Origin of the sequence: Flagellimonas lutimaris, from assembly GCF_051494225.1 — a bacterium.
In the GTDB taxonomy this organism is placed as follows: domain Bacteria; phylum Bacteroidota; class Bacteroidia; order Flavobacteriales; family Flavobacteriaceae; genus Flagellimonas; species Flagellimonas lutimaris_A.
The window spans coordinates 1087124-1113185 of record NZ_JBNPYE010000001.1; the positions used below are offsets into that span (position 1 = coordinate 1087124).

The 26062-nt window shown below is 39.4% G+C and carries 25 protein-coding genes; 5 read left to right on the top strand and 20 right to left on the bottom strand.

Annotation, left to right across the window (positions count from 1 at the left end; all coding sequences use genetic code 11):
• Window position 1 precedes the first annotated feature (1 nt).
• On the top strand, window positions 2-205 hold the full coding sequence (locus ACQQ5U_RS04830; RefSeq protein ID WP_437395817.1) for a hypothetical protein: 204 nt from the start codon (window positions 2-4) through the stop codon (window positions 203-205).
• On the opposite strand, the gene ACQQ5U_RS04835 is transcribed toward ACQQ5U_RS04830, so the two are convergent.
• The 8 genes from ACQQ5U_RS04835 to ACQQ5U_RS04870 form a co-directional block, all read right to left on the bottom strand.
• Window positions 202-1956 (bottom strand): hypothetical protein, encoded by a 1755-nt coding sequence (locus tag ACQQ5U_RS04835; RefSeq protein WP_437395818.1) that lies wholly within the window; start codon window positions 1954-1956, stop codon window positions 202-204. The two genes, ACQQ5U_RS04830 and ACQQ5U_RS04835, sit on opposite strands and share 4 nt — an antisense overlap.
• Window positions 1949-4183 carry a tryptophan-rich sensory protein gene (locus tag ACQQ5U_RS04840; protein WP_437395819.1) on the bottom strand — a complete coding sequence of 745 codons (2235 nt, stop codon included), beginning with the start codon at window positions 4181-4183 and terminating at the stop codon, window positions 1949-1951. Before ACQQ5U_RS04840 ends, ACQQ5U_RS04835 begins: the two co-directional genes overlap by 8 nt.
• Window positions 4180-5451 (bottom strand): BatA domain-containing protein, encoded by a 1272-nt coding sequence (locus ACQQ5U_RS04845; RefSeq protein WP_437395820.1) that lies wholly within the window; start codon window positions 5449-5451, stop codon window positions 4180-4182. The genes ACQQ5U_RS04840 and ACQQ5U_RS04845 overlap by 4 nt, the downstream gene beginning before the upstream one ends.
• Entirely contained in the window at window positions 5452-6351 is a 900-nt protein-coding gene (locus ACQQ5U_RS04850; RefSeq protein ID WP_437395821.1) for a DUF58 domain-containing protein, read from the bottom strand.
• The gene (locus ACQQ5U_RS04855; RefSeq protein ID WP_437395822.1) at window positions 6351-7355 is read right to left on the bottom strand and encodes an AAA family ATPase; all 1005 of its coding nucleotides are present in this window, start codon (window positions 7353-7355) and stop codon (window positions 6351-6353) included. The genes ACQQ5U_RS04850 and ACQQ5U_RS04855 overlap by 1 nt, the downstream gene beginning before the upstream one ends.
• Window positions 7356-7365: 10 nt before the next feature.
• A complete protein-coding gene (locus ACQQ5U_RS04860; protein ID WP_437395898.1) occupies window positions 7366-7986 on the bottom strand; it encodes a DUF4159 domain-containing protein in 621 nt (206 codons plus the stop codon).
• A 90-nt stretch (window positions 7987-8076) separates the two neighbouring features.
• Window positions 8077-9393: a TldD/PmbA family protein gene (locus ACQQ5U_RS04865; protein WP_437395823.1), complete on the bottom strand. Its 1317-nt coding sequence runs from the start codon at window positions 9391-9393 to the stop codon at window positions 8077-8079.
• A 27-nt stretch (window positions 9394-9420) separates the two neighbouring features.
• Entirely contained in the window at window positions 9421-11061 is a 1641-nt protein-coding gene (locus ACQQ5U_RS04870; RefSeq protein ID WP_437395824.1) for a TldD/PmbA family protein, read from the bottom strand.
• 279 nt (window positions 11062-11340) lie between these two features.
• Between ACQQ5U_RS04870 and ACQQ5U_RS04875 the strand changes: the two genes are divergently transcribed.
• The 3 genes from ACQQ5U_RS04875 (at window position 11341) to ACQQ5U_RS04885 (ending at window position 14220) form a co-directional block, all read left to right on the top strand.
• Window positions 11341-12036, top strand: a complete 696-nt coding sequence (locus tag ACQQ5U_RS04875; RefSeq protein ID WP_437395825.1) for an aspartate/glutamate racemase family protein — start codon at window positions 11341-11343, stop codon at window positions 12034-12036.
• Between the two features lie 135 nt (window positions 12037-12171).
• Window positions 12172-12837, top strand: a complete 666-nt coding sequence (locus ACQQ5U_RS04880; RefSeq protein WP_437395826.1) for a peroxiredoxin — start codon at window positions 12172-12174, stop codon at window positions 12835-12837.
• Window positions 12838-12891: 54 nt separating this feature from the next.
• The gene (locus ACQQ5U_RS04885) at window positions 12892-14220 is read left to right on the top strand and encodes a rhodanese-like domain-containing protein (RefSeq protein WP_437395827.1); all 1329 of its coding nucleotides are present in this window, start codon (window positions 12892-12894) and stop codon (window positions 14218-14220) included.
• A gap of 57 nt (window positions 14221-14277) precedes the next feature.
• Here the strand turns inward: ACQQ5U_RS04885 and ACQQ5U_RS04890 are convergent, their stop codons facing one another.
• The gene (locus ACQQ5U_RS04890) at window positions 14278-15318 is read right to left on the bottom strand and encodes a zinc-dependent alcohol dehydrogenase family protein (protein WP_437395828.1); all 1041 of its coding nucleotides are present in this window, start codon (window positions 15316-15318) and stop codon (window positions 14278-14280) included.
• A gap of 153 nt (window positions 15319-15471) precedes the next feature.
• Between ACQQ5U_RS04890 and cls the strand changes: the two genes are divergently transcribed.
• Window positions 15472-16878 carry a cardiolipin synthase gene (cls, locus tag ACQQ5U_RS04895; RefSeq protein WP_437395829.1) on the top strand — a complete coding sequence of 469 codons (1407 nt, stop codon included), beginning with the start codon at window positions 15472-15474 and terminating at the stop codon, window positions 16876-16878.
• Here the strand turns inward: cls and ACQQ5U_RS04900 are convergent.
• The 11 genes from ACQQ5U_RS04900 to ACQQ5U_RS04950 all read right to left on the bottom strand — a co-directional run bounded on the left by ACQQ5U_RS04900 (window position 16873) and on the right by ACQQ5U_RS04950 (window position 26058).
• Window positions 16873-17880, bottom strand: a complete 1008-nt coding sequence (locus ACQQ5U_RS04900) for a 2-hydroxyacid dehydrogenase (RefSeq protein ID WP_437395830.1) — start codon at window positions 17878-17880, stop codon at window positions 16873-16875. The two genes, cls and ACQQ5U_RS04900, sit on opposite strands and share 6 nt — an antisense overlap.
• Window positions 17881-17901: 21 nt before the next feature.
• A complete protein-coding gene (locus ACQQ5U_RS04905; RefSeq protein WP_437395831.1) occupies window positions 17902-18345 on the bottom strand; it encodes a hypothetical protein in 444 nt (147 codons plus the stop codon).
• A 50-nt stretch (window positions 18346-18395) separates the two neighbouring features.
• Window positions 18396-18836: an Hsp20/alpha crystallin family protein gene (locus tag ACQQ5U_RS04910; RefSeq protein WP_437395832.1), complete on the bottom strand. Its 441-nt coding sequence runs from the start codon at window positions 18834-18836 to the stop codon at window positions 18396-18398.
• A 77-nt stretch (window positions 18837-18913) separates the two neighbouring features.
• Window positions 18914-19333 carry a hypothetical protein gene (locus ACQQ5U_RS04915; protein ID WP_437395833.1) on the bottom strand — a complete coding sequence of 140 codons (420 nt, stop codon included), beginning with the start codon at window positions 19331-19333 and terminating at the stop codon, window positions 18914-18916.
• A gap of 73 nt (window positions 19334-19406) precedes the next feature.
• Window positions 19407-19835: a hypothetical protein gene (locus ACQQ5U_RS04920; RefSeq protein ID WP_437395834.1), complete on the bottom strand. Its 429-nt coding sequence runs from the start codon at window positions 19833-19835 to the stop codon at window positions 19407-19409.
• A 12-nt stretch (window positions 19836-19847) separates the two neighbouring features.
• A complete protein-coding gene (locus ACQQ5U_RS04925; protein ID WP_437395835.1) occupies window positions 19848-20699 on the bottom strand; it encodes a universal stress protein in 852 nt (283 codons plus the stop codon).
• 58 nt (window positions 20700-20757) lie between these two features.
• A complete protein-coding gene (locus ACQQ5U_RS04930) occupies window positions 20758-21573 on the bottom strand; it encodes a universal stress protein (protein ID WP_437395836.1) in 816 nt (271 codons plus the stop codon).
• 8 nt (window positions 21574-21581) lie between these two features.
• A complete protein-coding gene (locus tag ACQQ5U_RS04935) occupies window positions 21582-22424 on the bottom strand; it encodes a universal stress protein (RefSeq protein WP_437395837.1) in 843 nt (280 codons plus the stop codon).
• Window positions 22425-22573: 149 nt separating this feature from the next.
• Window positions 22574-23410, bottom strand: a complete 837-nt coding sequence (locus tag ACQQ5U_RS04940) for a universal stress protein (protein WP_437395838.1) — start codon at window positions 23408-23410, stop codon at window positions 22574-22576.
• An 88-nt stretch (window positions 23411-23498) separates the two neighbouring features.
• Window positions 23499-24548 carry a response regulator gene (locus tag ACQQ5U_RS04945; RefSeq protein WP_437395839.1) on the bottom strand — a complete coding sequence of 350 codons (1050 nt, stop codon included), beginning with the start codon at window positions 24546-24548 and terminating at the stop codon, window positions 23499-23501.
• Complete coding sequence (locus tag ACQQ5U_RS04950) at window positions 24520-26058, bottom strand: PAS domain-containing sensor histidine kinase (protein ID WP_437395840.1); 1539 nt, start codon at window positions 26056-26058, stop codon at window positions 24520-24522. Before ACQQ5U_RS04950 ends, ACQQ5U_RS04945 begins: the two co-directional genes overlap by 29 nt.
• Window positions 26059-26062 lie beyond the last annotated feature (4 nt).

Consider the following 26062-nt stretch of genomic DNA (forward strand, 5'->3'; position numbering starts at 1 on the left):
AATGAAAAAAAGAGAAGAGTACAGAAAATACATTTTTATGGGTATAGTGGTAATCTCATTGGGCATTGTTTTCTCAACCACCTTAAAGGACAACGTTGAACCATTGGGAAACGTTCTTGTGGCTGTTGGGGGATTATTGTTTATTGTTGGCATGAGCAAAAAGAAGAAAGAAGAAAAAGAAAGGGACAATAACCAAAAAAATTAATTGTCCAATTTGGGCTCTAACCACAACCAACCCAAACACAAAAGCAGTGGCAAATAAAACCAAATCAGGGAAATAGGCTCCAACTCCTTATGTGAAGAAGAGGCTATGCTATTAAATCTCTTTTGAGCCCCAAATTCCCAATAGTTTGCTTTTAACCTTTCGGAAAGGGCAATCGACTTTCGCTGATTTTTATCAAAAACAAAATATGAAAACTTGCTAACGGTATCATTGGAAACCTTTATTGTATTCCATCCCGATTTTCTTGGGTATTGAACCCCTCTCCACTTACTGGGCACCAAACTATTTTGAATCAAAGGGATGTGCGCTCCTTCATCGGTTGTGAGCTCAGTACCATTTATGGAAGTTCGAACTTCAAACTCAAATGGTTGGTTAATTCTTGGAGTTTTTGTAACTGCATTCCAAGCTATTACTTCCTCTTGTCCTTTGGTGATGTTCTTTAGGATTTGTGTCCAAATATTGGCATACAGCGCTTCGCTTCCATCTAAAATCCATTGATAGGTATTTTGAAGTACCGTGGCACCTATTTTACCCTTTTCCATCGGAACATAAGCCGCTACCTGCACCGAATCAACCATAATTTTTTGAGTTCGGACATCATTTTTAAATTCAAAAGGATATTTCTGTACGCTTTGGGCAGGCAATCCTAAGGTGATTTCGGTAATAAAATCCCGATTAAACTGAAACGGTAATTTCCTTTCAGATAGTCTGAACAAGCTTTCATTGGGTTGGATAAATACACCTAGACCATAGGTTTTCATCGCTTCCCCCATTGCTTCTTTTGACCTTCTTCCGAGAGCTGTATAAGAACCTGTATCGATAACCAATAGATCATATTCTTTCAAATTCTCCTCGGTAAAACCATAAATGGGGGCTGAGGCTCCATTGAAATATTCGAACTTGTATTTGCCTTTGGTAAGTTGTGTTCGTGCCATCACCTGGTGCCCCTTGTCAGTCAAGAAGTTTTTCAGGTATTTGGTCTCAAAAGTCGGAAAGGTATTGACCATCAAAATTTTTAAAGGCTCTCCCTCTACCACTTGAATGGGAAGCGGTTCATTGGATATGATTTCACCACTATCATTCTTTTCCAAAAGATGATAAACAAATTGTCCACTTGCCTTCGTATTCGCATTCAATTGAACAATTTGTTCCTCAGCCTCCTCGAAAGGAACTGAATCCAAAGGATTACCTCCATTATCAACTAAAATTGCCCAATGTCCAGTTTTTGGATTGGAATGTCTGGCATTTAGATGTAGTATTTCTCCAAATGGAATTTTATTTTCATGAGAGATAGCTGTCCACCCTGCAACCATCTCACCTCCCATAAAGGCGATGGATTTATCTTGTAGCTGCCACAAATCAAAAGATTCAACCCCATGACCTAGAAGAAACAAAGAATCTGCATCTTTTAAAATTGACAATGGTGATCCCTTGGTATATTCCTCTGTCTGTATTCGTTTGTAAATAGATTTTAAACTATCCAACTGGGCAGGTCGATACCCTTTGGTCAAAATGATGCCCTTTCCGTCGGTCGATTTTTGCCAAGTACTCGGCCTTACGACTATCATTGCCAATGAAACAATGGCTAAAAATGCCGCAACAAGCTTAACCCAAAACCTTCGTTCCTTTCGCTGTGACCATTCTTTCCAGATGAAAATTGCCCACAGCACCAGACCTACCAAAATTACTGGCCACAAAAGATTCTGGTTTATAAATACCGCCCCATCACTCATAAATGGTCAGTTCTTTTAGATACAACAAATTGATTTCATCTTGATATTTGTCCTTTTTCATTGGATTGTCCTCTGCTTCGGGAAGCACTTCCAAAAGATTTTTTTGAACCTCTTTATAATTCTCTTTGGTTCTATTTGCTACCTTTTCAAGGTCACGAAGGCCCTGCAACACTTTTAGATATGTAAGCGGGTCCGAAATGGCTTTTTGTGCCAATTCGTTTCCTGCGTCCACAAAGAGTGCACTATCCTCATTATTGAACTGTTTTTCATCTTGAGCCAAGAGTTCCAACCGAGCTATAACTTCTCTTGTTGAAGCAAAGGACATTTGGTATTCAAATTCTTCCTTTTTGTCATAATTTTCGATATCCTCGACATCCCCGCTCAATCTGTTTTCTTCTTTAATGGGCGGTGGGTCAAACCCAATACGGTGCACATAAATCCGGGCACTATTTTTTATATCCTGAATTATTTTGAGGGCATCATATTGATAGGGTAATGATTTTTCAGGTTCGTAAAGTCGTAAATGGAGCTCAGCGTCCCACATAATACTCAATGCATCTCTGAGCTTTGCTTTCAAGGATTTTTCAAACAAAGTCGATTCTTCTGGGTTCGAATGATTGTGTACATAATCGTGTAAGGGATCCTCTTCTTCCTGGCCCTCATTTTCGTGGTCGTGTTCTTCCACTAAATTGTGTTCGTTTTCACTGTCGTGTTTGTGGCTGTATCCATCCAGAAGGTCTTCCTCGCCTTCCTCACCCGCATGATTGTCATCGTCTCCCTCATTTTCAGTAGATGAAACCTGACCAGGCGCTGCTTGCATTTCAGTTTCATCCCCCATAAACTGTCCATACTTTAAGCGTAACTGCTTTTGGTCAAAGCCCAATTCGTTGCTCCTGAATTTGAAGTCTTTTTCAGAAATATTGGGTCTATCTGCAATGAGTTTTTCGGTATCGATAATCAATTGGCGTTGGCTCCTAAAATAGTCGGGCATTAAATCCACGCCCAAGTTGCCCTCTACAGCAAATTCATCGGTTATGGTATCTCGAATCACGGCAAAATAGGTTTCGCTACGTGCAATATTGGGTGTTGGCGTTTTTTGATCCAGAGCCTCCACATAAAAATACAGTTCATCCCCCGGGTCCATTTTTAGGGCATCCAAATCCAAGGGCTGCAGCAATTGAATCCGTTTATTCCCTTTGGGAATAGCCCTATCAAAACGAACGGTTTCCTCTCGAAATTTAACCGATTCACCAGAGCCTTTGCTTACTGTTGCAATAATGTAGGCATCACCAATTCCAAAATCATCAGAAATGTTGGTGCTGAGCATCAAACGTTTGTCATCATCAAACTCAAAATAAGTGTAGTTGTCCAAGCCTTCAATTTGGATCAACGGAGGTTCATCGGTAACCATTTCCAAAGAATACAAATCGCTCACATAGTCATTCCCATCCAAATCTTTGAAGGTGAAACTATAAAACCCTGATGCTTCCAAGGTCTTGGTCAACCGATACGATTCCTGAGTTTTTTTAAAACCAATGCGCTCACCCATCAAATCCATTTCAACTGTTTGCACATCGCCATCAAATTCAAGGTTCCAAATGACTCTTGAACCTTCGACGGCGTTAATATTGGGAATGGAAGTATTAACCGCTTCTTTTCCCGTATAACTAGGATATTGAATGATAATATTGGTCTCTATCAATTCTGGGATTTCGCTAGTGGCTGATAGGCTATCCTTTGGCGCAAAAGTGATTTGCTCCTTATTCGATGGGCTTCCTTCCGATAGATGCTCAAACTTGGTCAAAATAAAACTACCAGCAAGTCCAAGAAGAATTAGTCCAAACATGGCAAGGGTTGCCTGAAACAAGTTGTGAGGTGGTCTTAATTTGGATAACACCGGTCCCAATTGCGACGCTACTCGATATTGCTGTAATTTGGACAGGTCGGAAAGCTGATTGCCAGATGATAATAATAATCCACTACTAAATCCTGCTTGCGGTACATGGGCATCAATATAACCTACAGCATTTTCCAAGCTTATTTTCCAAGGTTTTAAAATCCAAAAGGCAATTCCCAAAGTCACTAGCAAACCAAGAATTCCATAGAAAATATTATGGGTCGACAGGTACGCAAAACCGCCAAATCCAACAGCGTAGAGCAATCCTTCCACGTATTTGGATTGCTGCCATCGTTTTTGAAATTGTTTTATACCCCCTGCTCCCATCATTGCTTTTTATAGTTTGATATCAAACGTTCAACAATCATCAGCCCTGCAAGAATGCAGAATACCCAGAGGGAAATATCAAGCAAGGTGGCTCTCTCTCTTTTTCGTTTTGGTTCCACATAATTGGGTTTAAGTTCAGTTTCGTCCAATTGTCTTGCATCGGCATTGGCCACCAAAGTTTTTAAATTGTTGTCCAGCGCTAAAATGTGGAGTAACTGTTCGGGCAAATGTTGGTCGACGGTATTTTGGGGATTCAATCTTGATGTTAGGTAAAACAAGTTTTTCCGAGGTCCTGATTCAATTAATTGTTTGGCCAACTGGTTATCTTGATAAACCACCCATTTACCTTCTGAATCATTGCTTGTCCCATTGCTCAACCAAATATTCAAATCAGCTTGACTATCCGTTGGTTTTTCTTCTCTGTGAATAACGATTTCACGTTTTAAAAATTCCGATAGTGCCCTAAACGAGGCCTCAATATATGTTCCCTCTCTTTTAAAATCTTCCGCCACATACAAATTGATTTGAAGCGTATCCAATGTTTTCAATGGAACTGTTTGCGGTTCCTCCGAAAGTAATCGAAGGCTATCGTTACTGATGTTAAAACCTTCATCCAATACTTCTTTGTTGATTTTGGTTGTTCTACCACTACTTGAAGCTGTAATCAATTCAACTCCTGATTCACGATTAAAAGCCAGCAAGGGTCTATCTTGTGTTTCCTCAAGTTCCATAACCACCCAATGGATTTTCTTTTGGGTATTTGGCCGCATCGATTTTATACCTTTAACCAGTGCCTTCGTAAATACTACAATACTATCCGAACGCAACGAATCCATTTTTTGAACCAATTGCCAATAGTTGGGCTGTTCCTTGTCCGATTGATAATCGACATCGACTTCCCACTCAGGAAAGCCATTTTTCAATAAAAAAACTGGAGAATCCTCTTGTAAACTATCCAAAACAGAACTGATGGATGCTTCATTGGCAATGGAAGCCTCGACTATATAAGTAATTTGTTTCTGATTGCCTTTGGTGCGCCATTGTGGGCCTGCCATCAATAAGACAATCAAAGCAATAATCAACATACGTAGCAATAACAGTAACCATTCATTTAATTGAATGCTGCTGGATTGCCTTGAATTGGATTCGTCCAATAACTGGATACTTCCAATTTTTATGGTCTTTGCCTCCTTTTTGCTCCACAAATGGATGGCCAAGGGAACCAAAAGTCCCAAAAGTGCCCAGAGATATGACGGATTTGCAAAAACCATTTACATTAATCGTATTCGTTCTTTTAAAAAAAGTTGCAAGGCATCGCCCAGATTATTGTCCATTCTAAAAAGATGGTAATGTACCCCTTGGGACAGCAATTGCTCGTTGGTTTGATTCACCCTTTTTTCCAAAGCTTTTAAATAGGCTGCTTTGGCTTTGTTTACATCTACTTTGACCTTGGCTCCAGTTTCCAAATCTTCAAAAGTGACGGACTTTTTATAATCAAAATCCATTTCTTTTCCAGACATAATTTGAAGAACGACCACCTCATTTTTGGCAGTCTTCAGGTTTTTTACAAAATCGGACAGTTCGGAAGCATCTTCGTACATATCCGTCAGGAAAAACACCAGCTCCTTTTCTCCCCTGCTGTGGATTCTTCTGGATGCAATAGTGAGTTCGGGCCATTTCCCCTTGGTGGAAATCTTTAACAATTCGAGCAACAATCGGTTGAAATGTTTCTTATCTGCCTTGGGATAGATGCTCACAAAATCGTCCTCATTTAACGCAAATAGTCCCACAGAATCTCCTTGTTTTTGGGCCAAATAAGACAAACAAGCTACGATTACGCGAGCAAATTCCAATTTGGAAATGCCATCTTCTTTGTGCTCCATGGAAGCACTTGCATCCACGATAAACTTGACAGTGACGTGACTTTCCACTTCGGATTGTTTGATGTAATACCGACCTGACCGGGCCAGCATCTTCCAGTCGAGCAACCGAAGGTCGTCCCCAGGTTCATAACCACGGTATTGACTAAATTCCATTCCAGGGCCCACGCTCTTGCTCCGATGTAGTCCGGAGGTATATCCTTCCACCACAATACGTGAAATCAAGCTAAGGCCCGATACGGTATTGATGACTTCAGGATTTAAAAGGTCGTGATAGTCCCTTTCCGCCATTATTTATCCCTTAATTTAACTGCTTTTAATATTTCTTTTGTGACTGTATCCGAGGTGATTCCTTCGGCATCTGCCCTAAAGTTCACGAGCACCCTGTGCCGCAATACAGGCAAGACTACTGTTTGTAAATCTTCCAAAGTAACGGCCAATCGCCCCTGCAAAAGTGCATTAGCTTTGGCAGTCAAAATCATTGCCTGACCTGCACGGGGGCCTGCACCCCAATCCACCCATTTTTTAACGTAGTCCACCGAAGTCGTATCTGGTCGGGTAGCACGGATCACATCGCTCACATATTGGATTAACCCATCGCTTATAGAAACTTCACGAACCAGTTGTTGCAATCTTATAATGTCTTCGCCTGATAGCACCTTGTTCAATTGGGCCTTTTTAGTTCCTGTGGTGGCTTTTAAAATTTGTGTTTCTTCTTCGTCTGTTGGATATCCTATTTTGATATACAACAAAAATCTATCCTGTTGTGCTTCTGGCAGCACAAAGGTTCCCGATTGTTCAATGGGGTTTTGCGTGGCCAGAATAAAGAAAGGCTTGTCCAAAGGGTATGTTTTATCCCCATAGGTTACCTCAAACTCTTGCATCGCTTCCAAAAGAGCTGCCTGCGTTTTTGGAGGTGTTCGGTTAATCTCATCCGCCAATATGATGTTGGAAAAGATAGGCCCTTTGTTGAATTTGAAGAATTTTTTGCCTGTGGTATGGTCTTCTTCCAAAATTTCTGTTCCGATAATGTCGGACGGCATTAAATCGGGCGTAAACTGAATTCGTTTAAATTTTAAATCGATGGCGTTGGAGAGTGTACGAATCATCAAAGTTTTGGCCAATCCGGGAACACCTTCGAGCAAGGCGTGTCCACCTGCAAGAAATGTGATCAGTAATTGGGAAACTGTTTCCTCTTGACCAATAATCACTTTTCCAATTTCTTTTTTAAGGGCGGTCAGCTTTTCGGAAAGCCCTTCCACTTCGCTTGCAATTTGTTGTAGTTCTTTATCCAAATTAGTATCGTTAAGAGGTTAAAGCATATAGGACAATATTCACCGCAAATCGTGTATTGTCAATTTTGTACCAGCGTTTGTTTCTAAAGTCATAATCCCATTCGCAGCCATAATCCTTGTTGCTGTAGAGCACGCCAATTCTTCCATCTATCACAATGGCCTTAAGGTAATCGTGCACAAGGTCATCCCCCCAGCCGTTCAGCTCTTGTGAGGTTGTGGGCGGACCATCATCAAACTCAAAAAAAATGGTATAGATTTCATGATCATTGGGAATCTTCTGTAATTCACCAGGCCCAAATATTTCTTCCATCTGCCGTTCGAACGATTTGGCAAAAAGACCGTCGATATCGTGATTACAGTCATCGGCAAAAACAAAACCACCGTTGCGCACGTATTTTTCAAAGTTTTCCCGTTCTTTTTTGGTAAACTGAACCAATTTATGCCCCGAGATGTAACAAAACGGACTTTTAAAAATATCGTCACTGGCCAGAGTAATAATCTTCTCCTGAGTATCCACTTTTAGGGTGGTATACTCGACCAAGGAATTCAGCAAATTTGTGGGCATACGCTGATCCACATCCCAATCTCCTGATTCGTATTGTAATCGTGTAAAAAAGAATTCGTTATCCAATGCCATTTGGGTGGTAGGCTAAAATCGTTGCCAAAATAAAAACTGGCGGTCAAGGATTACCTGACCACCAGTTTGTTTCAATTCTTGTTTTTATACCGCGTCTGAGAGACTGGTGAACGTAAAGTCACGAATCTTCATGTAGGGTATTAAGTTACCGTTGACGCGTACTTGTTGTCCTAGAGATTCCAAATTATTCAGCATGATAATCGGACTCTCATTGAATCGGAAGTTTTTGACCGGGAACTTAATTTGGCCGTTTTCGATATAAAAAGTTCCATCCCTTGTCAAACCTGTGTACAGTAAGGTCTGTGGATCCACACTTCGTATGTACCAAAAGCGTGTCACCAAAATACCTTTTTTGGTGCCTTTGATCATATCTTCAAGACTTTCATCCCCACCGGCCATAATTCCATTGCTTGGGAAAGGAACAGGATCCACACCTTTTTGTTCTGCCCAATAACGACTGTACGCCAAGTTTTTTACGACTCCATTTTCTATCCAGCTTGTTTTCTTTAGAGGCTGGCCTGATCCGTTCCATGTGGGTGTGGGAGCATCGGGATTCAATGGATCTGACCAAATATTGACACGTTCGTCAACTATTTTTTGTCCAATCTTAGTGCCCCCATCCTTTGCGGACATAAAGCTCCTACCCTCATCGGCAGATCTTGCATCAAAAGATCGGAACATATTTTGCAAAAGGCCAATCGATGCCGCTGGTTCCAAAATCACCGTGTACTTTCCAGGTTCTATGGCACGGGCTTCCCTGGACATTACTGCTTTATCTATCGCTGTTTTTGATGCCTCATCCGCATCAAACTTGGAGATGTCGTTGTAATCCCTTGTCACCCAACCAGAACCTGTACCATCGTTGGTCCGCATGGTTACGGTGAAGTCCACATTGGTAAATTGATTGTAAGCGAACAGTCCATTGGAATTAATCATGGCCGAAAATCCGGCCGAATCGTCCAAGAAACCTGCTGCCGTAACGTCTTTTGCCGCGGCGGGAACAATACTACTATTGGCCACTTCAGCTCTGTACTCGGGTGTCACATTCGCGGTAGCTTCCTTATAAGTGATCGATTCATCGTATTCCTGTGGTTCCAAAGGAGGCATAAACTCAGGATTCTCTGGTGACAATTGAGCCAGTTCTTCTGCTCTTCGCACCACTTTTTCCAACGACGCATCATCAAATTCATCTATAGTCGCTGTACCCACTTTTTTACCAAAACTAGATTGCACTACCAAACTTTGGGTTGATCTATACCCTGCTGTAGACACCGTATTTCTAGCGTACCGAATATTTCCACTATTACTTCCACTAAGGTTTATTTCGCAGGCATCGGCCTTGGAAAAACTCAAAGCTTTTTCCAAAATCTTTTTTGCTTCTTCTTTTGTATATATAGCCATTGTCTTATTATTTAATTTGAATAAACCTTAAATGGTCCTACCTGTATTAATTACATTGATTCCATTAAATCTTGATGTTGAACTACCGTGAGAAACGGCACTTACCTGTGAAGGCTGCCCTTTGCCATCAAAGAAGGAACCGAACAACCTGTAATCGTCCTTATCACAGATTTTGGCGCAAGAATTCCAGAATTCTTGTGTATTGGATTGGTAAGCCACATCATCGAGCATACCTACAATCTCACCATCCTTGATTTCGTAGAACAAAGTTCCACCAAACTGGAAGTTGTAACGTTGTTGGTCAATGGAGTAAGAACCACGACCTAGAATGTATATTCCTTTGTCCACATCCTTGATCATATCTTGCAAGGAGTATTTTTCCTTACCTGGTTCCAAGGACACATTGGGCATACGCTGGAACTGCACATCCTCCCAACTTTGGGCATAACAGCATCCATGCGATTCATTTTGTCCGATCATATGGACTTGGTCTCGGATAGCCTCGTAATTTACCAAGGTTCCGTTTCTTATCAAATCCCATTTTTTGGTCTTTACGCCTTCATCATCATATCCAACTGCACCCAAAGAACCTACTTGGGTTTTATCCGCAACAATGTTTACGATATCACTACCATAATTGAAGTTTTTGGATTCCCATTTGTCCAATGTGGCAAAACTGGTTCCTGCGTAGTTGGCTTCGTAACCCAATACACGATCCAATTCCAATGGATGTCCTACAGATTCATGAATGGTAAGACCGAGGTGATTTGGTTCCAGAACCAGATCATACTTACCAGCTTCAACCGATTTTGCAGTCAGTTTTTGCTTGGCTTGTTTGGCGGCCATGGTAGCATCTTCCACAATATCATAACTTCTATTGTACAGTTTAATACCCTCTGGACCTGAAAGTTTTTCGGATTCCAAACCATCCATATACTCATAACCCATGCCCATTGGTGCACTTAATGCCTGACGAGTCTTGAACTTTCCAGCTTGACGGTCGATGGCCGTAACATTAAATGTTGGCCAAATTCGGTGTACATCTTGATCGATGTATGAACCATCGGTAGATGCAAAGTACTTTTGTTCATTCACCATAAAAAGTGCGGAGTTCACAAAGTTGGCGCCGTTTTCCATGGCTGCCCCGTTTGCACTCAAAAGCAAATCAACTTTTTCCGAGATAGGTACTTCTTTGAAGTCTTTTTTGATTGGAGTTTTCCAAGAAACTTCCCCGTAGGATTCAACCGGGGCCAAAACAACGGGCTCTTTTTGAATTTTGGAATTTGCCTTGGCAATGGCTACAGCATGTTGTGTGGCTTTTTTGATCCCATCCTCGGTCACATCGTTAGTTGAAGAAAAACCCCAAGTACCATTGGCAATCACTCGGATACCAATTCCGAAGGATTCGGTGTTTACTACATTTTGAACCTTATCCTCTCTTGTGAATACATATTGGTTCAAATATCTTCCTATTCTGGCATCTGCATAGGTAGCTCCCATGGACTTTGCCGTATTAAGGGCAACATCGGCCATTTTCTTTTTAAGTACGGTATCCATACCTGGTTCGAGTAACGCTTCTGCGGGAATATCGTTCCCCAAAAGAAGCGAGGGCATCATAATGGCCCCTGCACCCATACCAGCGTACTGTACAAAATCTCTTCTTTTCATATGTTAGTTATTTGATTTTACTTTGAGTTAATAATGGGTAGGTATCTACTAAGATTAATTTGTTCAAATCCATGGGTCTTAAAATTAAGTAGTGCTCTTTTAGCTTTATGTTAATTTTAACCTAAAATACCGGAAGAAGGGTTCTATTTAACTACTCACAAAAAAAAGGGTTGATTTTTTCTTTCTAATTCATCATTATTTAATAAAAACCAACTCCACATCTTTTTTGTATCACTTTTCTGTAAATTGTTACAATATCATTGATAATTTTTAAAAAAAATGACAAAAAGCATGAATACTTTGGGAATGATTGGGGGTACTTCTTGGCACTCCACTATTGAATATTACAAACTCATCAATCAATTGGCCTCAAAAACAATAGGCGATTGGGCAAACCCTCCCTTGATCATACATAGCATCAACATTGAATTGATGAGGGAACAGAACAAGGAGAAAATCAATGCGAAGTATTTGGACACTTCCTTAAAGCTTCAAACAGCTGGTGCCGAAGCTATCGTTATTTGCGCCAACACTCCCCACATGGTGTATGATTTTGTCCAACCTAAAATTGATATTCCCATCCTGCACATTGCAGATGCCACAGGAAAAGAAGCACAAAAACTGGGGTTAAAAAAACTAGGCCTTTTAGGTAACAAGCCAACAATGACTGGAAGCTTTATTCCCAAAGTTTTGAAGAACAATTATGATATCGAAACCATAATCCCCGAAGAAGAGTTTGTTTCCCAAGCGCATGAATATGTATCCAAAGAGCTTACACAGGGAACATTCTCCGATGCAGCCAAACATTTTTTTATACAACAAATTGAATTGCTTAAAGCAAGAGGTGCCGATGGAATAATTTTAGGCTGTACAGAATTACCGTTACTGATAAAACAAGGAGATGTTGACATTCCAACCTTGGCAACTACCGATTTACATGCGCAAATGGCGGTTGACTTTATCTTTAATAAGTAGTACATTGAATTAGAACCTGTGCAATCGTTAAACAACCGTTAAAGTTCAGTAGTGTAACATTCGTTACTGCAAAGACCCTTATTATAAGTTAATTTTATCGCGAATTAAATATCAATAAATATAACTTATAATACTATGGAAAATTCTTATTCAGAAAACGAAAAAGTAAATCAAATGCCCCGTATTGGAGATATGGCTCCAGATTTTGAAGCAGTAACCACCAAGGGGAGAATAAAATTCTCGGAATTTGCGAAAGATAAATGGACCGTAATGTTCTCCCACCCTGCGGATTTTACTCCTGTTTGTACCACGGAAATGAGCGGGTTCGCGCAAAGAAAGGGTGAATTTGATGCCTTAAATACCGAACTTCTTGGTTTAAGTATTGACAGTATCCACGCCCACTTGGGTTGGGTTCAAAATGTAAGGGAAAACACGGGTGTATACTTCGATTTCCCAATTATTGCCGATTTGGACATGAAGGTATCCAAATTGTACGGAATGCTTCAACCCAATGAAAGTGAAACTGCAGCAGTACGGGCTGTTTTCTTTATCGATCCAGCTAAAAAAATTAGATTGATCATGTACTATCCTTTAAATGTTGGTAGAAACATGAATGAAATATTAAGAGCCTTGGAAGCACTACAAACCTCGGATGAGTACAAAGTGGCCATGCCTTTGGATTGGAAAAAAGGAGATAAGGTCATCGTTTCCCCTCCAAAGACTCTAGATCAACTAAATGAAAGACTGGCAGACGATACACTTGAAAAAGTGGACTGGTATTTGGCCAAGAAAAAAATTTAAGACATTGTTGAACACAGGACACCTTATTAAAAGGTGTCCTTTAACCCCCTATTTATGGAAATAAAACAGTTTGAATATAAACCTTTAGCCCACTATTCCTATGCTATTGTGGACAATGGTGAAATGGCCGTTGTAGATCCAGAAAGGAATCCTATGCAGTACTATGCTTTTGCACAAGAACATGGTGCCAAAATAATAGCGGTTATTGAAACCCATCCACATGCTGATTTTGTGAGTTCACATTTTCAAATACACAAAGAAACTGGCGCACCTATTTATCACAGTAAAGATTTGGGTGCAGACTATGAATATGAGCCTTTTGATGAAGGTCAAAGTATTATGGTCGGGGATATCAAGGTTTCTGTCTTAAATACTCCGGGACACTCTCCTGACAGTATCACCGTAGTGGCCAAAAAAGAAGGGAAAACCGCATTGTTTACTGGTGACACCCTTTTTATTGGTGATGTAGGACGACCAGATCTGCGCGAAAAAGCCGGGAATATGACCGCAAAACGTCAAGAACTGGCCGAAATGATGTACGATACCATTCAAAATAAATTCAAGGATTTACCTGATGGAGCCTTGGTCTACCCTGCTCATGGCGCTGGTTCCCTATGCGGAAAAAACCTTAGTTCAGACAACAGTAGTACCCTAGGTAACGAAAGAATGGGTAACTGGGCCTTTAAACCACAATCGAAAGAAGAATTTGTAAGTACCCTTTTGGATAGTCAACCCTTTATCCCATCCTATTTTGGGTTTGATGTTGATACCAATAGAAAAGGTGCAGAAAACCTAAGAACATCCATAGCCAAAGTGCCTCTAAAATTAAATACCAGCATTAATGGATTAATTGTGGATGTAAGAGATGAAATCGAATTTAAGAAAGGTCACCTACCGGGAAGCATCAATATTATGGCGGTATCAGAAAACTCCAAATTTGAAACCTGGCTGGGTGCCATAGTAAATCCTGAAGAACCCTTCAACTTGGTTATCGATAAACCGGATGACTTGGAAAAAATATTGGAAAGGGTTGCTAAAATTGGATATGAGAAACAGGTGAAATTGGTTTTGACGCTGGATGAAACTGGGCTTTTACAAAGTGATAAACTTGATTTGACACATTTTAAAAACAACCCGGACGAATATACTATTGTGGATATCCGTAACCAAAGTGAAACGGATGAGAGAAAGTATTTTGAGAGTGCCTTGACCATTCCTCTTAATGATTTAAGGGCTTCCTCAACTCAAATACCCCATAACAAGCCTATCATTGTGCATTGTGCTGGAGGTTACCGTAGTTCAGCGGGAAGCAGCATCATTGAAAGTGTCAGTGAAAATGTGCAGGTCTACGATCTTGGTGAAAACATAAACGATTTTATTTAGACTTTACGCCCTTCCGAAAAGAAGGGCTTTTTTATTTCATTCGTTTTGTAGCTACTATTAAAATGAATCTATAACCAAGACTCCCTTGTTTTTAAATTGGTCCATTTTGGGCAATTCCAGAGCAGCTTCTTCCAAGGATATGGTCCGCTCGACCAATTTTTCCGGTTTAAGTCTACCCTCCTTAATCATTTCCAGCATTGCGGGATACCTAAAAGCTTGCATCCCATGACTTCCCAAAACCTCCAATTCGTTTGCCAAAACTTGATCCATAGGAACTTGTGGATGCTTATGGTTTCCGGTCATTAACCCAACCTGAATATGTTTTCCCCGTTTTCTAAGATTGGCTATTGAATTGAAACAGGTGATTTGACTACCTAGACCATCAATGGAAACATGGGCACCCCCATTGGTCAATGCTTTGACTTCATCGACCAAATTTTCATGTTTTAAGGCGTTTATGGTCATAGCTGCTCCAAGCAACTTGGCCAGACTTAAGGTCGCATCATCAATATCCACAGCAATTACCGTTGCACCTAACGCATTGGCAATCATTATGGCAGAAAGCCCCACGCCACCACAACCATGAACTGCAACAAACTGTCCTCCTTGCACCTTTCCTTGATCAACAACGGCCCTAAAAGATGTGATAAACCTGCACCCCAATATAGCGGCGGTTACATCGCTGATTTCCTCTGGAATCTTAACTAAATTGATATCTGCATGATCCAAGGCAACATATTCCGCAAATGAGCCCCAATGGGTAAAACCGGGCTGAGTTTGGTTATCGCAAACTTGATGGTTTCCTGAATGACATTCTGGGCATGTCCCACATCCGCATACAAAAGGAACAGTAACCCTATCCCCTACTTCAAAATTCTTCACATCCTTGCCAACTTCCGCAACAATGCCGGCCAGCTCATGGCCGGGCACATGGGGAAGTTCAATATCGGGGTCGTGCCCCATCCAACCATGCCAATCACTTCGACAAAGTCCGGTAGCCGATACCTTTACTACAACACCATGGCTTTTGGGAGAAGGATCTTCAATATTTTGTACTGAAATTGGTCCTTGGAATCTTTCATAAACAATAGCACGCATCTGCTGTAAATTTGTTGTTCGTGGTTTAAGCCTATAAACTTAATTTAAAATCATAACTTTTAATTGATAAAAGCTTTGATTCCGATAGTGATATGTCTCATTCCCAACATACCATAAGTAGTTTATATTTGTAAATCTAGCTAGTAAATTACAATGCTTATATCCATTCTTATCACCCTCTATATTCTTATTGCCTTGATTATGGTGATAAGCTTGTTGTTAAATGGTGTTCGGCCCAGCAAAACCTTGGCATGGCTGTTGGCCATTTTTACCATACCCGTGGGTGGTTTTCTTCTGTATATTTTATTTGGACGAAACAGAAGAAAAAGCAAGATGTTCTCCTTAAAAAATCAGTTTGGTCCAATAAACAAACTGGAGTATGTAACCTGCCATCCAGAAATTTCTGGGAACAAACAAAAAATAACATCGCTGATCAACAAGACTTCAAAATGTCAGGTTACTTGCCATAATGACCTTGATTTGTTGAAAGATGGAAAAAACACTTTTGAGAGTATTTTTCATGCACTGGAAGAAGCTCAAGAACACATCCACCTGCAGTACTACATTTTTGAAGATGGCCTCTTGGCCGACAAACTTTTAGAAGTTTTTGAACGCAAAATAGCTGAGAACGTAACTATCCGACTTCTTTACGATGGTATTGGCAGCTATTCCCTAAGTAAAAAATACCTCAAAAAACTAAAAAATATCGGGGTGGAAACGGCACAATTTTTACCCTTTAAGTTTGGCAGGTTCCTTTCCGCATTGAACTACAGGAACCACAGAAAAATTATTGTAATCGACAACAAAATTGGCTTTACAGGGGGAATAAATATTTCGGACAAATACCTGAAAGGTGATCCGGCTTTGGGCAAATGGCACGATACCCATTTAAAAATTGAAGGAGAGGCAGTTGATTTTTTAAACAGAATATTTGTGACCGATTGGTACCTTGCCAGCGGAATTAAAGTGGATTTTTCCTCATTCAAAGTTTACAGGGCTCCAAAAATTGGAACCTCTCTCCAAATAGTTCCCAGTGGACCGGATGATGACTTTGATGTAATGGAGCAGGTTTATTTTTCAATCATCAACAGTGCAGAAAAATACCTCTATATCGTAAACCCATACATTATTCCCAACCACGCCATATTACAAGCTCTTATAACGGCTGCATTGAGCGGTGTGGATGTTAGAATTTTAATGTCTGCAAGTACCGATATTAAACTTGTGGACTGGTGTGTTAGGGCCTATTTTGAGTCCTACCTTAAGGCCGGCATTAAAATATACCTATACGCGGAAGGCTTTTTGCACAGTAAAGTAATGTTTTGTGATGATGAAATTGCCAGCATTGGCACAGCAAATCTTGATAACAGAAGTCTTCAGCAAAACTATGAGGCCCAAGTTTTTGTTTACGATGCCACTCTTTGCAAAAACATGAAATCTGATTTCTTGAAAGATTGTGAAAAATCCACCCTTCTCAGTGATTATAAAAAATATAAAGAAAGACCATGGAGCGAAAAACTGATCGAAGGCTTTGCAAAATTGTTGAGCCCCCTCTTATAACATAATGGTCTCGAAACCCAGTTCGTTTTTACATGTTTTGCCCTCTTCCCAACAATCAAGATTATAAATGGTGGTCTCTGCAATTCTTACCAGAGCTTCTTTAGTTGCAAAAGCTTGGTGCGGCGTCAACAGTACATTGGGTAATGAAATCAACTCTTTAAGTTGATCATCTTGAATTCCTTTCTTACTGTTGTCCTTGAAAAAGATACCTCTTTCATGTTCATAAACATCAGTGGCATATCCACCAATGTCCCCCTGCCTCAATGCTTGAATGATATCGTCAGTTTTAACTACCCCGCCTCTTGCCGTATTGATTAAAATGGCATTCTTCTTCATTGCTTTGAACAATGGTTCTTGAAAGATATGGTGGGTTTCGTAATTAAGGGGTGTGTTTATACTGATGATATCCGACCTCCTACAAAGTTCTTCCAAAGGAAGGTATTCCAAATCGTAATGGTTTTCCAAATATTGGTTCCGCTTCAGATCATTGGCCACCACCTTGCATCCAAAAGCATGGAAAATTCGTACCAAATTTGAACCAATTCTTCCAGTTCCGAATATACCTACAGTTTTACCGTTTAGATCAAAGCCTACTAAATCGTCCAGCAAAAAATTGTATTGGTGGACTTGTTCATTGGATCGAATCAACTTTCGGTTAAGGGCCAATAAAAGTCCAACAGCATGCTCTGCAATGGCGTGAGGAGAATATTCAGGAGCATGGGCCACTTTCAACCCTATTCGTTTAGCAGATTTAACACTTACATTGTTATAACCTGTAGATCGTAGGGTAATATACTTTACACCCATCTCCTGAAGAATCTCCAATACAACCAAGGATGCATCATCATTAGAAAAAATCGAAATGGCATCGTACCCTGCCGCCATTACTGCCGTAGTGGGGTTTAAGGCATCGGGCACAAATTTAATTTTGTGTTTGTTGCCGTTTGATTTTTCCAAGTTTTTTATCTCAAAATCCTTGGCGCTATACACCAGTACTTTCATGTTTTTTGCTTCTTGTAAAGTTTAATTAAGTAATCTTTTTTGTTTTTTGCGCTTGATCACGTTGGATACAATGTCGAATATTTTGGTTTTGGAATCTCTATATTTCTCAAAGTAATCCTGCACCTCCATAGCAAGGTCATTATGGGTATCCAAATAGGCTTCCTCCATTTTTTCTTGGTTCACCTCATCCACCATAATCTGAAGTTGGTTCTCGTGCAATTGGACTTTTTTAAATAGATCCACCAAATCCTTTTCGGATTTGCTTAAGGATTCCACGACAGGTTGAATGGTCTGGAACATATCAGAATCAATAATATCCAAAGTATAGTCCTTTACCATACTATTGAGAAACTTTTGCTCGTCCTTGGCGAATTTTAATTCGGAGAACCATTTTTTGGATTCTTCGTGCAGCTCATCTGCACTGAACCACTCTCTAAATTTTCTTTTGTTTGATTTTGTTTCCATCACTGTAATATATTAAGCGGCAGATGGCACGCATCTGCCGCAAATTTTAATTATACTACCTCGATAACTTTTTTTTGGTCTTCCTTGGCTTCTTCCATTTTTAGGACTTTTAGCTTAAGAATACCATTTTCGTAAACTGCCTTAACATCTTTTGATCTATCGGCAGAAGTGGGCAATTGCAAGGTTCGTGTAAATGCATTGTAGTTGAATTCCCTTCGTGTAAAGTTTTCATCCTCTTCGGTCTCTTCCTTACTCTTTTGGGCAGAAACCTCCAATACATCATCTTTCATAGTGATCTCGAAATCTTTTTTTTCAAATCCTGGTGCGGCAAACTCAATTTCAAAATCATCTTTATGCTCTTTAACATTCATTGATGGATGGGTTTTTTCCAAATTGAAAAAATCATCATCAATAAATGCATCCCGATTGAAGAAATCAATCAGACTCTCGTTCCATGGAAATCGCTTTCCATCTAATTTTACAAGTGACATAACTATATAATTTACTGATTAATGAATATGTAACAATCCGACAAAGACCATGTTTTACGCTGCAAAGCACAGCCTAGTCAGTACAACGGCTTCTTCTTTTTAAGTACCGAACCTGCATAATTGTAAACCTCTTTTTTCAAGTTTATGTAGGTCTTGATATAATCCGTTATTTTATCCTTAAGGTTCTGGTGCTTTTCGTAATAATGATTATCGCATTCATGTTCCACACATTCAAATATGCCACCTAGGCCTTTCTCATGTTTTTTTAAGGATTCTGATAGCGACTTTCTACTTTTTTTGGAAGTTTCGAAGTGTTGTTTAAATGTATCCAACCGCTCAAACAAGCTAGGCGTTCTTGGTTCAAAGACATAGGAATCCAACAACCTTTGTATAAAGGCCATTTCGTCCTCGATGAAAAGCAAATAGGACTTCCAATTTTGCAGTTCATCGTGCATTACCTCTATTTTCCTCTCCCTTACCATCATTACGGTACTCATTTTCTTAATTGCTAATGAATGTAAGGTTTGGTTGGTTATAGTGAAATGATCTAAATCATTTTGATGAATTAATTTAAGTAGCCTCTGGATACCTATCATCTATTCCAAAAGATCGTTTTACCAATGCTTTGAACTGGTTTTGGGTCATACTATCGGCTGTTTTGGCGGTTTTCACTTTGGCCGCCAATTGAGGGTAATCTTTCTTGAGTGCATTCACAAATTTTTCAGGGGCTTCTGCCGGACCAAAAATGGTGATTTGGTCTGCATCGAAAATTTGTTCGGCAATCTTTTTGAAATAATCTTTTAGTTGGTGTTTTTCCCGTTCCAGATACTTGCTATCCTGAACCACATCTTGTGGACCCCATTTGGTTTTAGACCGTGATCCTCCCTTGGGGTTAAAAAAATCCAGCTCCGAAGGAATGTTAAAAAGACTTTCCTTTCCATTTTGTAATACTACACCGTTGGCTTCTTGTTTATCCAACCATATTCCTACTTGCTTCATAATTCATCTTTTTTAGTTATCATTCAGTTCTAAAATAGGCACCTGGGGATCGTACCCAATCTCTTTTACCAGAGGATTTGAAAGAATACTTCCGAAGAATAAGTGCTTTTTATTTAAGAAAGCCACCATATCGCACCCCTGATCCTCAGTAAATTTGTTGATTCCCCTACTAATTTTATCAGCTGGCAAAAAATGCATTTCGTAATCTGTTCCCTGCAGAATTTCCTGTAGCAGTTCCTTATTTATTTTTTCTTTTCTACTGAGCTTTCCATCTTTATCCTTATCAATGTGCACTATATTGATTTTTGCATCGTATAGTTTTGATATTTCTATCAAATCCCCAATTTTCTTTTTCTTAAATGCGGTTTTATAATCTGTAGGAAAAACAATCTCCTTTGGTGTTTCGAACACATAATTATTGGGCACGGCTATAACTGGGCATTCTTTGATTTGCTCCATTACATTGACGGTGTTGGTGCCGAATATTCGTGCTTTGGATTCTGTGATTCCCTTGGTTCCCATAACAATAATGTCGATATCCTTTTTATCTATTACATTTCTTATGGCCCCTGTCAAGCTATTGAAGGTTGTTACGGTATGGAATTCGTGTTTATCATTTTGGGGATGCAGTTTTACCATTTGCATCAATTTTTCCATGCCTTCCTCCGATTCCTGTTTGGCAGCTTCATAATAGGGTTCACCTGTTTCCGGGACCCTCATACTGTCCAAAGTATATCCAGAAACGTGAAAAGCGTTCAGAATATAAAAGTCGCATCTCACATTTTTGTACAGCTCCAATGCATACCTAATGGCGTTCAATGCATTTTTTGAATAATCCGTGGGTAACAAAACTCTCTTGTCCATGACCGATTTTATTTAAACGAAAGTTATATTTCCTCCAAATAATACACCATGATTTTGGTCAATTTGGGGTATTGGGCAAAATCAAAAAGGGTACGTTTAGTTTAGTGTTCAATTCCTTTATGATTCCTTTACCGATAAATTCCAAGAAAAAATGATGTGGATAATAAACCATACAGAGCATATCAATACTCCATAGATCTACAAACTCCAAAATGGTATTGACCTTACCGTCAAAAACAGGCAACTCAACCTCATTGTAAATGTTTTTGGAGAGAGCCTCTAGAAAATCGGCCTTATTTTTCTCAGTAGAATCATCATCCTTATTTTCATCAATACTCATCGGTACAATAACACTATCTGTTAAACCACTAAAAAACTGTATTGCTTTAATATTTTTATTGCCTATTGGATTTGCATAATTGGATGTAAATCCAATTTTTTCCACTTTCTTAAAGTCGATTTCCAATGGAACGATCAGGACAGGGCAACTGGTTATCTCCCGAATTAATTGCATGGCATTGTTACCAAACAATATGTGCTTTATCTCTTCTTTTCCCTTATTTCCAATTACGGTTAGATCCATCTGGTGCTCTTCTGCATATTTGGCAACACCTTCTGTCATATCAGAGCACAAAGAAACCTTTTCAAAGGCATGTTCTTTATTCTCTTCAACATCTCTTACCAAACGGTGCACCAAGGCATCCAGCTCTTGCGTCGACTCTATTTTTGCCTGTTCCCTGTCGGGATTGTTTTCACCTGTACATACATTTACAATATGAAACGTACATTCCTTATTCTTGAACAAACTTGCTGCATAGTATAATGCATTGTACGAATTGTTTGAAAAATCAGTGGGTACTAAAATCTGTAACATGGTTTTACTTATTGGTTATACGGAAGCACTAAAAACGGAACCTTGGTATGGAGGCCGATATTTTTGATTATCGGTTCCACAAAAAGACGCTCAATAAATGAATGTTTGTTCTTCACCATGGTCAGTAATTCAACTGGGGTTTCCCGTTGAAATCCATTGATGGCCTCTATCAACTCTTGATCTGGGAAATCGTAAAATTTATGATTGTGCTCCAATAGCTTACCCTCTAAATATATTTTATTATCGGCCTGTTCCCCATCAAGTCCTTCTGGAGTAGTAACGTGCATTATGTGCAGTTTGGAGTGCCACAATTTGGAAAACTTGAGTAAAAAATCAAGACTCGCTTTTTCGTAATCCACTTCAAAATCCGTGGGAAACAAAATATTCCGCGGTGGTTTATATTCAAAATCTGATGGAACCGCCAATACCGGTATTCCTGTTTTTTGAATGATATGTACCGTATTGGAGCCAAAAAGTATTTCCTTGGCACCAGTTGCACCTTGAGTGCCCATTACAATAAAGTCGATGTTCTCTTTTTGGGAAATGGAGTCAATCTCATCTACTAAAGAATTGAAAGCTGCATGCGTAACAAAGGTGTGTTTGGGCAGGTTGAACTGTTCCTTGATTCTTTTTCTGGTTTCTTCCAGAGATTCCTCCGCCCTATATTTCTCATCATCCGGTAAACCCAATTGACCTGGACTTCCTAAAGTATAATCGATTCTGTACACCGGTGGAGTATATGCATGCACCAAATAAAATATACAGGTGGAGTGCTCCAGTAATTTAACCGCATAGGAAATAGCATGAAACGCATTTTCGGAAAAATCGGTGGGCAATACTACTTTGATCATAGCTCAATTATTTAATAACCTACTATTGACAAAGCTATCTACAGTATTGTTTTTATACTATGATTTACATCACATATCGTATAAATTTCAGGGAAATGAACCGTGATAATCAATCCTTGGGAAAGATAAAGTTCCATCAATAATTCTACCTATTCGTGAATTACATAAAACGGAATTTTTGTATGAAAGCTAATCTGTTCAACAATGGAATCGAATAAAATCTGTTGAATAAAATTTAAGTTTTTGGCCACCATAACAATCATGTCTATCTCTCTACTTTCCACAAAACACTGTATAGCAGACTTTACTTTTTTATTTGTAATGGTATGAAAACTGTATGTTTCTGGAAATGTATCCTCCAAAAAGTCCAAAAGATGTTCCCTATTCTTTTCCTGTTCCTCATTAAGATAATCTCCCTCTTTTAGGGCATTCATGACCCTAAATTTTGCTTTTCCCAAGTTTACCATTTCTTCCATAGGACGTAAGATCCTAAGGGAATAGAAGATATTATAGTCGGTTGGGAACACAATTTCCTTTGGTTTAAGGAGTTCCACATGAACGGGAACAATCAGTGTGTTGCACTGTACTTTTGTAATAACATCTCCCGCATTGCTTCCCAATACTTTCTCTTTTACCCCCGAGGCGCCTTTGGTCCCCATGACAATAAGGTCAATATTTTGCTCCTCTAAATGTTTTTTGATGGTAGGGATAAAAAAGCCGTACTCGTGCAGGGTAAAGAAAAAGTGATTTGCTTCCGTGCTGTGTTTCCTGGTTTCCTTGACGAGGTCTGTGAGTTTCTTCTTTGTATTTTCACTTGAATCATCATTGCTTTCCTGAAAAGAATCAGCATCTTTTTTAGTATCCAACAATGTGCCTACATATAATAAATAAAAATTGCACTCTATAGCACTGAAAAGTACTTGGGCATACCTTAACGCCTGAATGGAGTTTTTGGAAAAATCTGTTGGAACCAGAATGTTCTTCATTTGCCATAAATTGATAGCGCAAGTTTATCATTCATTGAAAAAAAAGGAATGATAAATATCACCTGTGCTAATTATGGCGCATATTTTTTTAATGGATCTGTTTTAATGCTTCCTCATCCAGCACTAAAATATTTCTGTTTTCGATTGCGATGAGTCCTTCATGTTTAAAATCCGAAAGAGTTCGTATAAGACTTTCTGTAGCAATACCTGCTACACCGGCCAAATCGCTACGTGCAATTTTTAAAGGCCCTTGTTTGTCCTTATTGATGGCTTTGTAGTACATTAAAAGGGTTTGTGCCGTTTTTTTTCTAACCGAGCTGTATGCCATTTGCAGCAATTGCTTCTTAATATTTTCCAAATCCCCTGTAATGACATCCATCAGTTCCAAAGAAACACTTTTATTGTCTTCCAAAATCGCCTTTACTTTTTCTTTGGATATTCCTGCAAGCTCCACATCTTCCATCGCTACAGCATATTCTTGGTAAGGCAAATGATCTGTTAACGAGGTAAAACCCAAAAAATCGTCCTCAGCGTATACGGATGTTATCAATTCTTTGCCCTCTTCATCCAAACCACAACTTTTTACGACACCTTTTAAAATGAGATATACCATGTTTGAATGATCTCCTTTAAAATAGATGGTCTCATCCTTTTTAAAGGAAAACAACTGGCCATGATCATCAAAAAAGTTCTTCAGTTCGTTTAAATTCCTTATTTCGTCCTCCTGATTTATTCTTTTTGGATGTTCTGTAAACAGAGCTTCCATCTGATCTGCTTTTTTTAAACGACATTCTATGGCCGACAAAAGCTCCTCCTCTTCAAAAGGCTTGGTCAAATAATCATCCGCACCAAGATTCATCCCTCGTCTAATATCCTGTTTTTCCGTTTTCGCGGAAACAAAAATAAAAGGGATGTGCCGGGTAGACTCGTATGTTGACAGCTGTTCCAATACTTCATAACCATCCATTTCCGGCATCATAATATCACAAAGAACCAAATCCGGATGTTCTTTTTTGGCCATTTCCACGGCCATTTTTCCATTAGATGCCGAACATACCTTAAAACTGGATAGCTCCAACAGTTCGGCTACATTCTCCCGCAGCGAGGTGTCATCCTCCACCAGTAAAATTTTTTTCATTTTTTTCCTTGTTACGTATTGGTATGTACAGTGTGAATGTTGAACCTCTTCCCAATTCACTTTTAAAAGTTACTTTGGCGTTGAGGTTGTGCATATGTTGTCTAACAATGTTTAATCCAATACCGGTTCCCTGTACCGTAAGTACATTGGATGCCCTAAAATATCTATCAAAAATAAAGGGCTGATCCTCTGGTGGTATTCCAAAACCTTGGTCGATAACATCAATTTTAAGCTGATTTTTTTGATGCGAAACTTTTAACTCAATATCGGTATCCTCCGGAGAATATTTTATGGCATTATGCACTAAGTTTGAAAGGCCCAATCCCATTATTTTTTCATCAAATTCAACCATTATTCCATCAATGTTCTCCGGGTAACGAATGCGCTGTCCTTCTTTTAGAAGGGTGTTGGAATCGTAAACCACTTCGTTGATTAATTTGCTTAATGGAAACGAAGACATTGTATAGTTTACCTTTCCTAGCTCCAAGCGCTCTATTGATAAAAAATCCGTTAGAATATTATCCAAATACTTCACTTTGGACTTAATAGTGGAAATGTGCTTATCCCTTTTATCCTGCTGATCGGTTTCCGTATATTTTGTTAGCAGCGAAGTAGAGGTCAAAATACTGGTCAGTGGCGTTTTAAACTCGTGGGATACCAGTGATAGAAACTTGGTCTTTAACTCATTAAGCTTTTTTTCCGCTTTAAGTGCCTGTCGCAACTGTTGGGTACGCTCCTCCACCGTGTTCTCCAATTGTTGGGTATAGTTTTTACGCTCTGTAATGTCCAGCACTATGGCAACGCATACTTTTCGTTTTCCTATAAATGATAATTGCAAGTGAACCTCAACAGGGTATCTAGTACCATTTTTTCGTTCATGAACCGTTTCAAAAATCACCTTTTCTTTTCTTGTCGACAACAATGGGGAGATCAATCGTTTCATCACCTCCATGGTCACCTCTGGCTTTATGTTGATAACCGACATTTGGCTCAACTCTTGCATGTTATAACCCAAATTAAGTTGGGCACCATGGTTCACGTTGATAAAAATGAAGGATTCTGCATCGAACACATAAATCTCATTGAGTGATTCATCAAAAATCTGAAACCAATAATCTATGGTCTGTTCGGCCTTCTTTCTCTCGGTAATATCATTTATAAGGACAAGTACATGTTTTTTTTGAAGCAGTTTAAACGGGTTGAGACTTATCTCCAAAGGAAACTCCTCACCTCCTTTTCGTATTCCCACCAAATCTATTTCTGGCCCCATCTTCCTCGCCTTGCCATGACTCATAAAGGTAGAAAACAGATTATCATGTTTATTCCTGAAACGCTCAGGGAGCAAAATCTCCAATGGTTCGCCGTTTAGTTCACCATCAGCATAATCAAACATTTTATTGGCAGCACTATTACTGATGGTAATTTTCTGTTGCTCATTGACAATAAGAATGCCTTCGGAGATTGCCTCCGATAAAATGCCCAGTACGTTACTTTTTTCGAATCGTTCCAAAACG

Bases quoted from the DNA above. Each gene is read 5' to 3' on its own strand.
- ACQQ5U_RS04885 (WP_437395827.1), top strand. From the start codon at position 12,892: ATGGAAATAAAACAGTTTGAATATAAACCTTTAGCCCACTATTCCTAT.
- ACQQ5U_RS04870 (WP_437395824.1), bottom strand. From the start codon at position 11,061: ATGAAAAGAAGAGATTTTGTACAGTACGCTGGTATGGGTGCAGGGGCC.
- ACQQ5U_RS04840 (WP_437395819.1), bottom strand. From the start codon at position 4,183: ATGATGGGAGCAGGGGGTATAAAACAATTTCAAAAACGATGGCAGCAA.
- ACQQ5U_RS04865 (WP_437395823.1), bottom strand. From the start codon at position 9,393: ATGGCTATATATACAAAAGAAGAAGCAAAAAAGATTTTGGAAAAAGCT.
- ACQQ5U_RS04880 (WP_437395826.1), top strand. From the start codon at position 12,172: ATGGAAAATTCTTATTCAGAAAACGAAAAAGTAAATCAAATGCCCCGT.
- ACQQ5U_RS04900 (WP_437395830.1), bottom strand. From the start codon at position 17,880: ATGAAAGTACTGGTGTATAGCGCCAAGGATTTTGAGATAAAAAACTTG.
- ACQQ5U_RS04890 (WP_437395828.1), bottom strand. From the start codon at position 15,318: ATGCGTGCTATTGTTTATGAAAGATTCCAAGGACCAATTTCAGTACAA.
- ACQQ5U_RS04905 (WP_437395831.1), bottom strand. From the start codon at position 18,345: ATGGAAACAAAATCAAACAAAAGAAAATTTAGAGAGTGGTTCAGTGCA.
- ACQQ5U_RS04835 (WP_437395818.1), bottom strand. From the start codon at position 1,956: ATGAGTGATGGGGCGGTATTTATAAACCAGAATCTTTTGTGGCCAGTA.
- ACQQ5U_RS04940 (WP_437395838.1), bottom strand. From the start codon at position 23,410: ATGAAGAACATTCTGGTTCCAACAGATTTTTCCAAAAACTCCATTCAG.
- cls (WP_437395829.1), top strand. From the start codon at position 15,472: ATGCTTATATCCATTCTTATCACCCTCTATATTCTTATTGCCTTGATT.
- ACQQ5U_RS04850 (WP_437395821.1), bottom strand. From the start codon at position 6,351: ATGGCGGAAAGGGACTATCACGACCTTTTAAATCCTGAAGTCATCAAT.
- ACQQ5U_RS04915 (WP_437395833.1), bottom strand. From the start codon at position 19,333: ATGAGTACCGTAATGATGGTAAGGGAGAGGAAAATAGAGGTAATGCAC.
- ACQQ5U_RS04930 (WP_437395836.1), bottom strand. From the start codon at position 21,573: ATGTTACAGATTTTAGTACCCACTGATTTTTCAAACAATTCGTACAAT.
- ACQQ5U_RS04925 (WP_437395835.1), bottom strand. From the start codon at position 20,699: ATGGACAAGAGAGTTTTGTTACCCACGGATTATTCAAAAAATGCATTG.
- ACQQ5U_RS04845 (WP_437395820.1), bottom strand. From the start codon at position 5,451: ATGGTTTTTGCAAATCCGTCATATCTCTGGGCACTTTTGGGACTTTTG.
- ACQQ5U_RS04910 (WP_437395832.1), bottom strand. From the start codon at position 18,836: ATGTCACTTGTAAAATTAGATGGAAAGCGATTTCCATGGAACGAGAGT.
- ACQQ5U_RS04920 (WP_437395834.1), bottom strand. From the start codon at position 19,835: ATGAAGCAAGTAGGAATATGGTTGGATAAACAAGAAGCCAACGGTGTA.
- ACQQ5U_RS04945 (WP_437395839.1), bottom strand. From the start codon at position 24,548: ATGAAAAAAATTTTACTGGTGGAGGATGACACCTCGCTGCGGGAGAAT.
- ACQQ5U_RS04935 (WP_437395837.1), bottom strand. From the start codon at position 22,424: ATGATCAAAGTAGTATTGCCCACCGATTTTTCCGAAAATGCGTTTCAT.
- ACQQ5U_RS04830 (WP_437395817.1), top strand. From the start codon at position 2: ATGAAAAAAAGAGAAGAGTACAGAAAATACATTTTTATGGGTATAGTG.
- ACQQ5U_RS04875 (WP_437395825.1), top strand. From the start codon at position 11,341: ATGACAAAAAGCATGAATACTTTGGGAATGATTGGGGGTACTTCTTGG.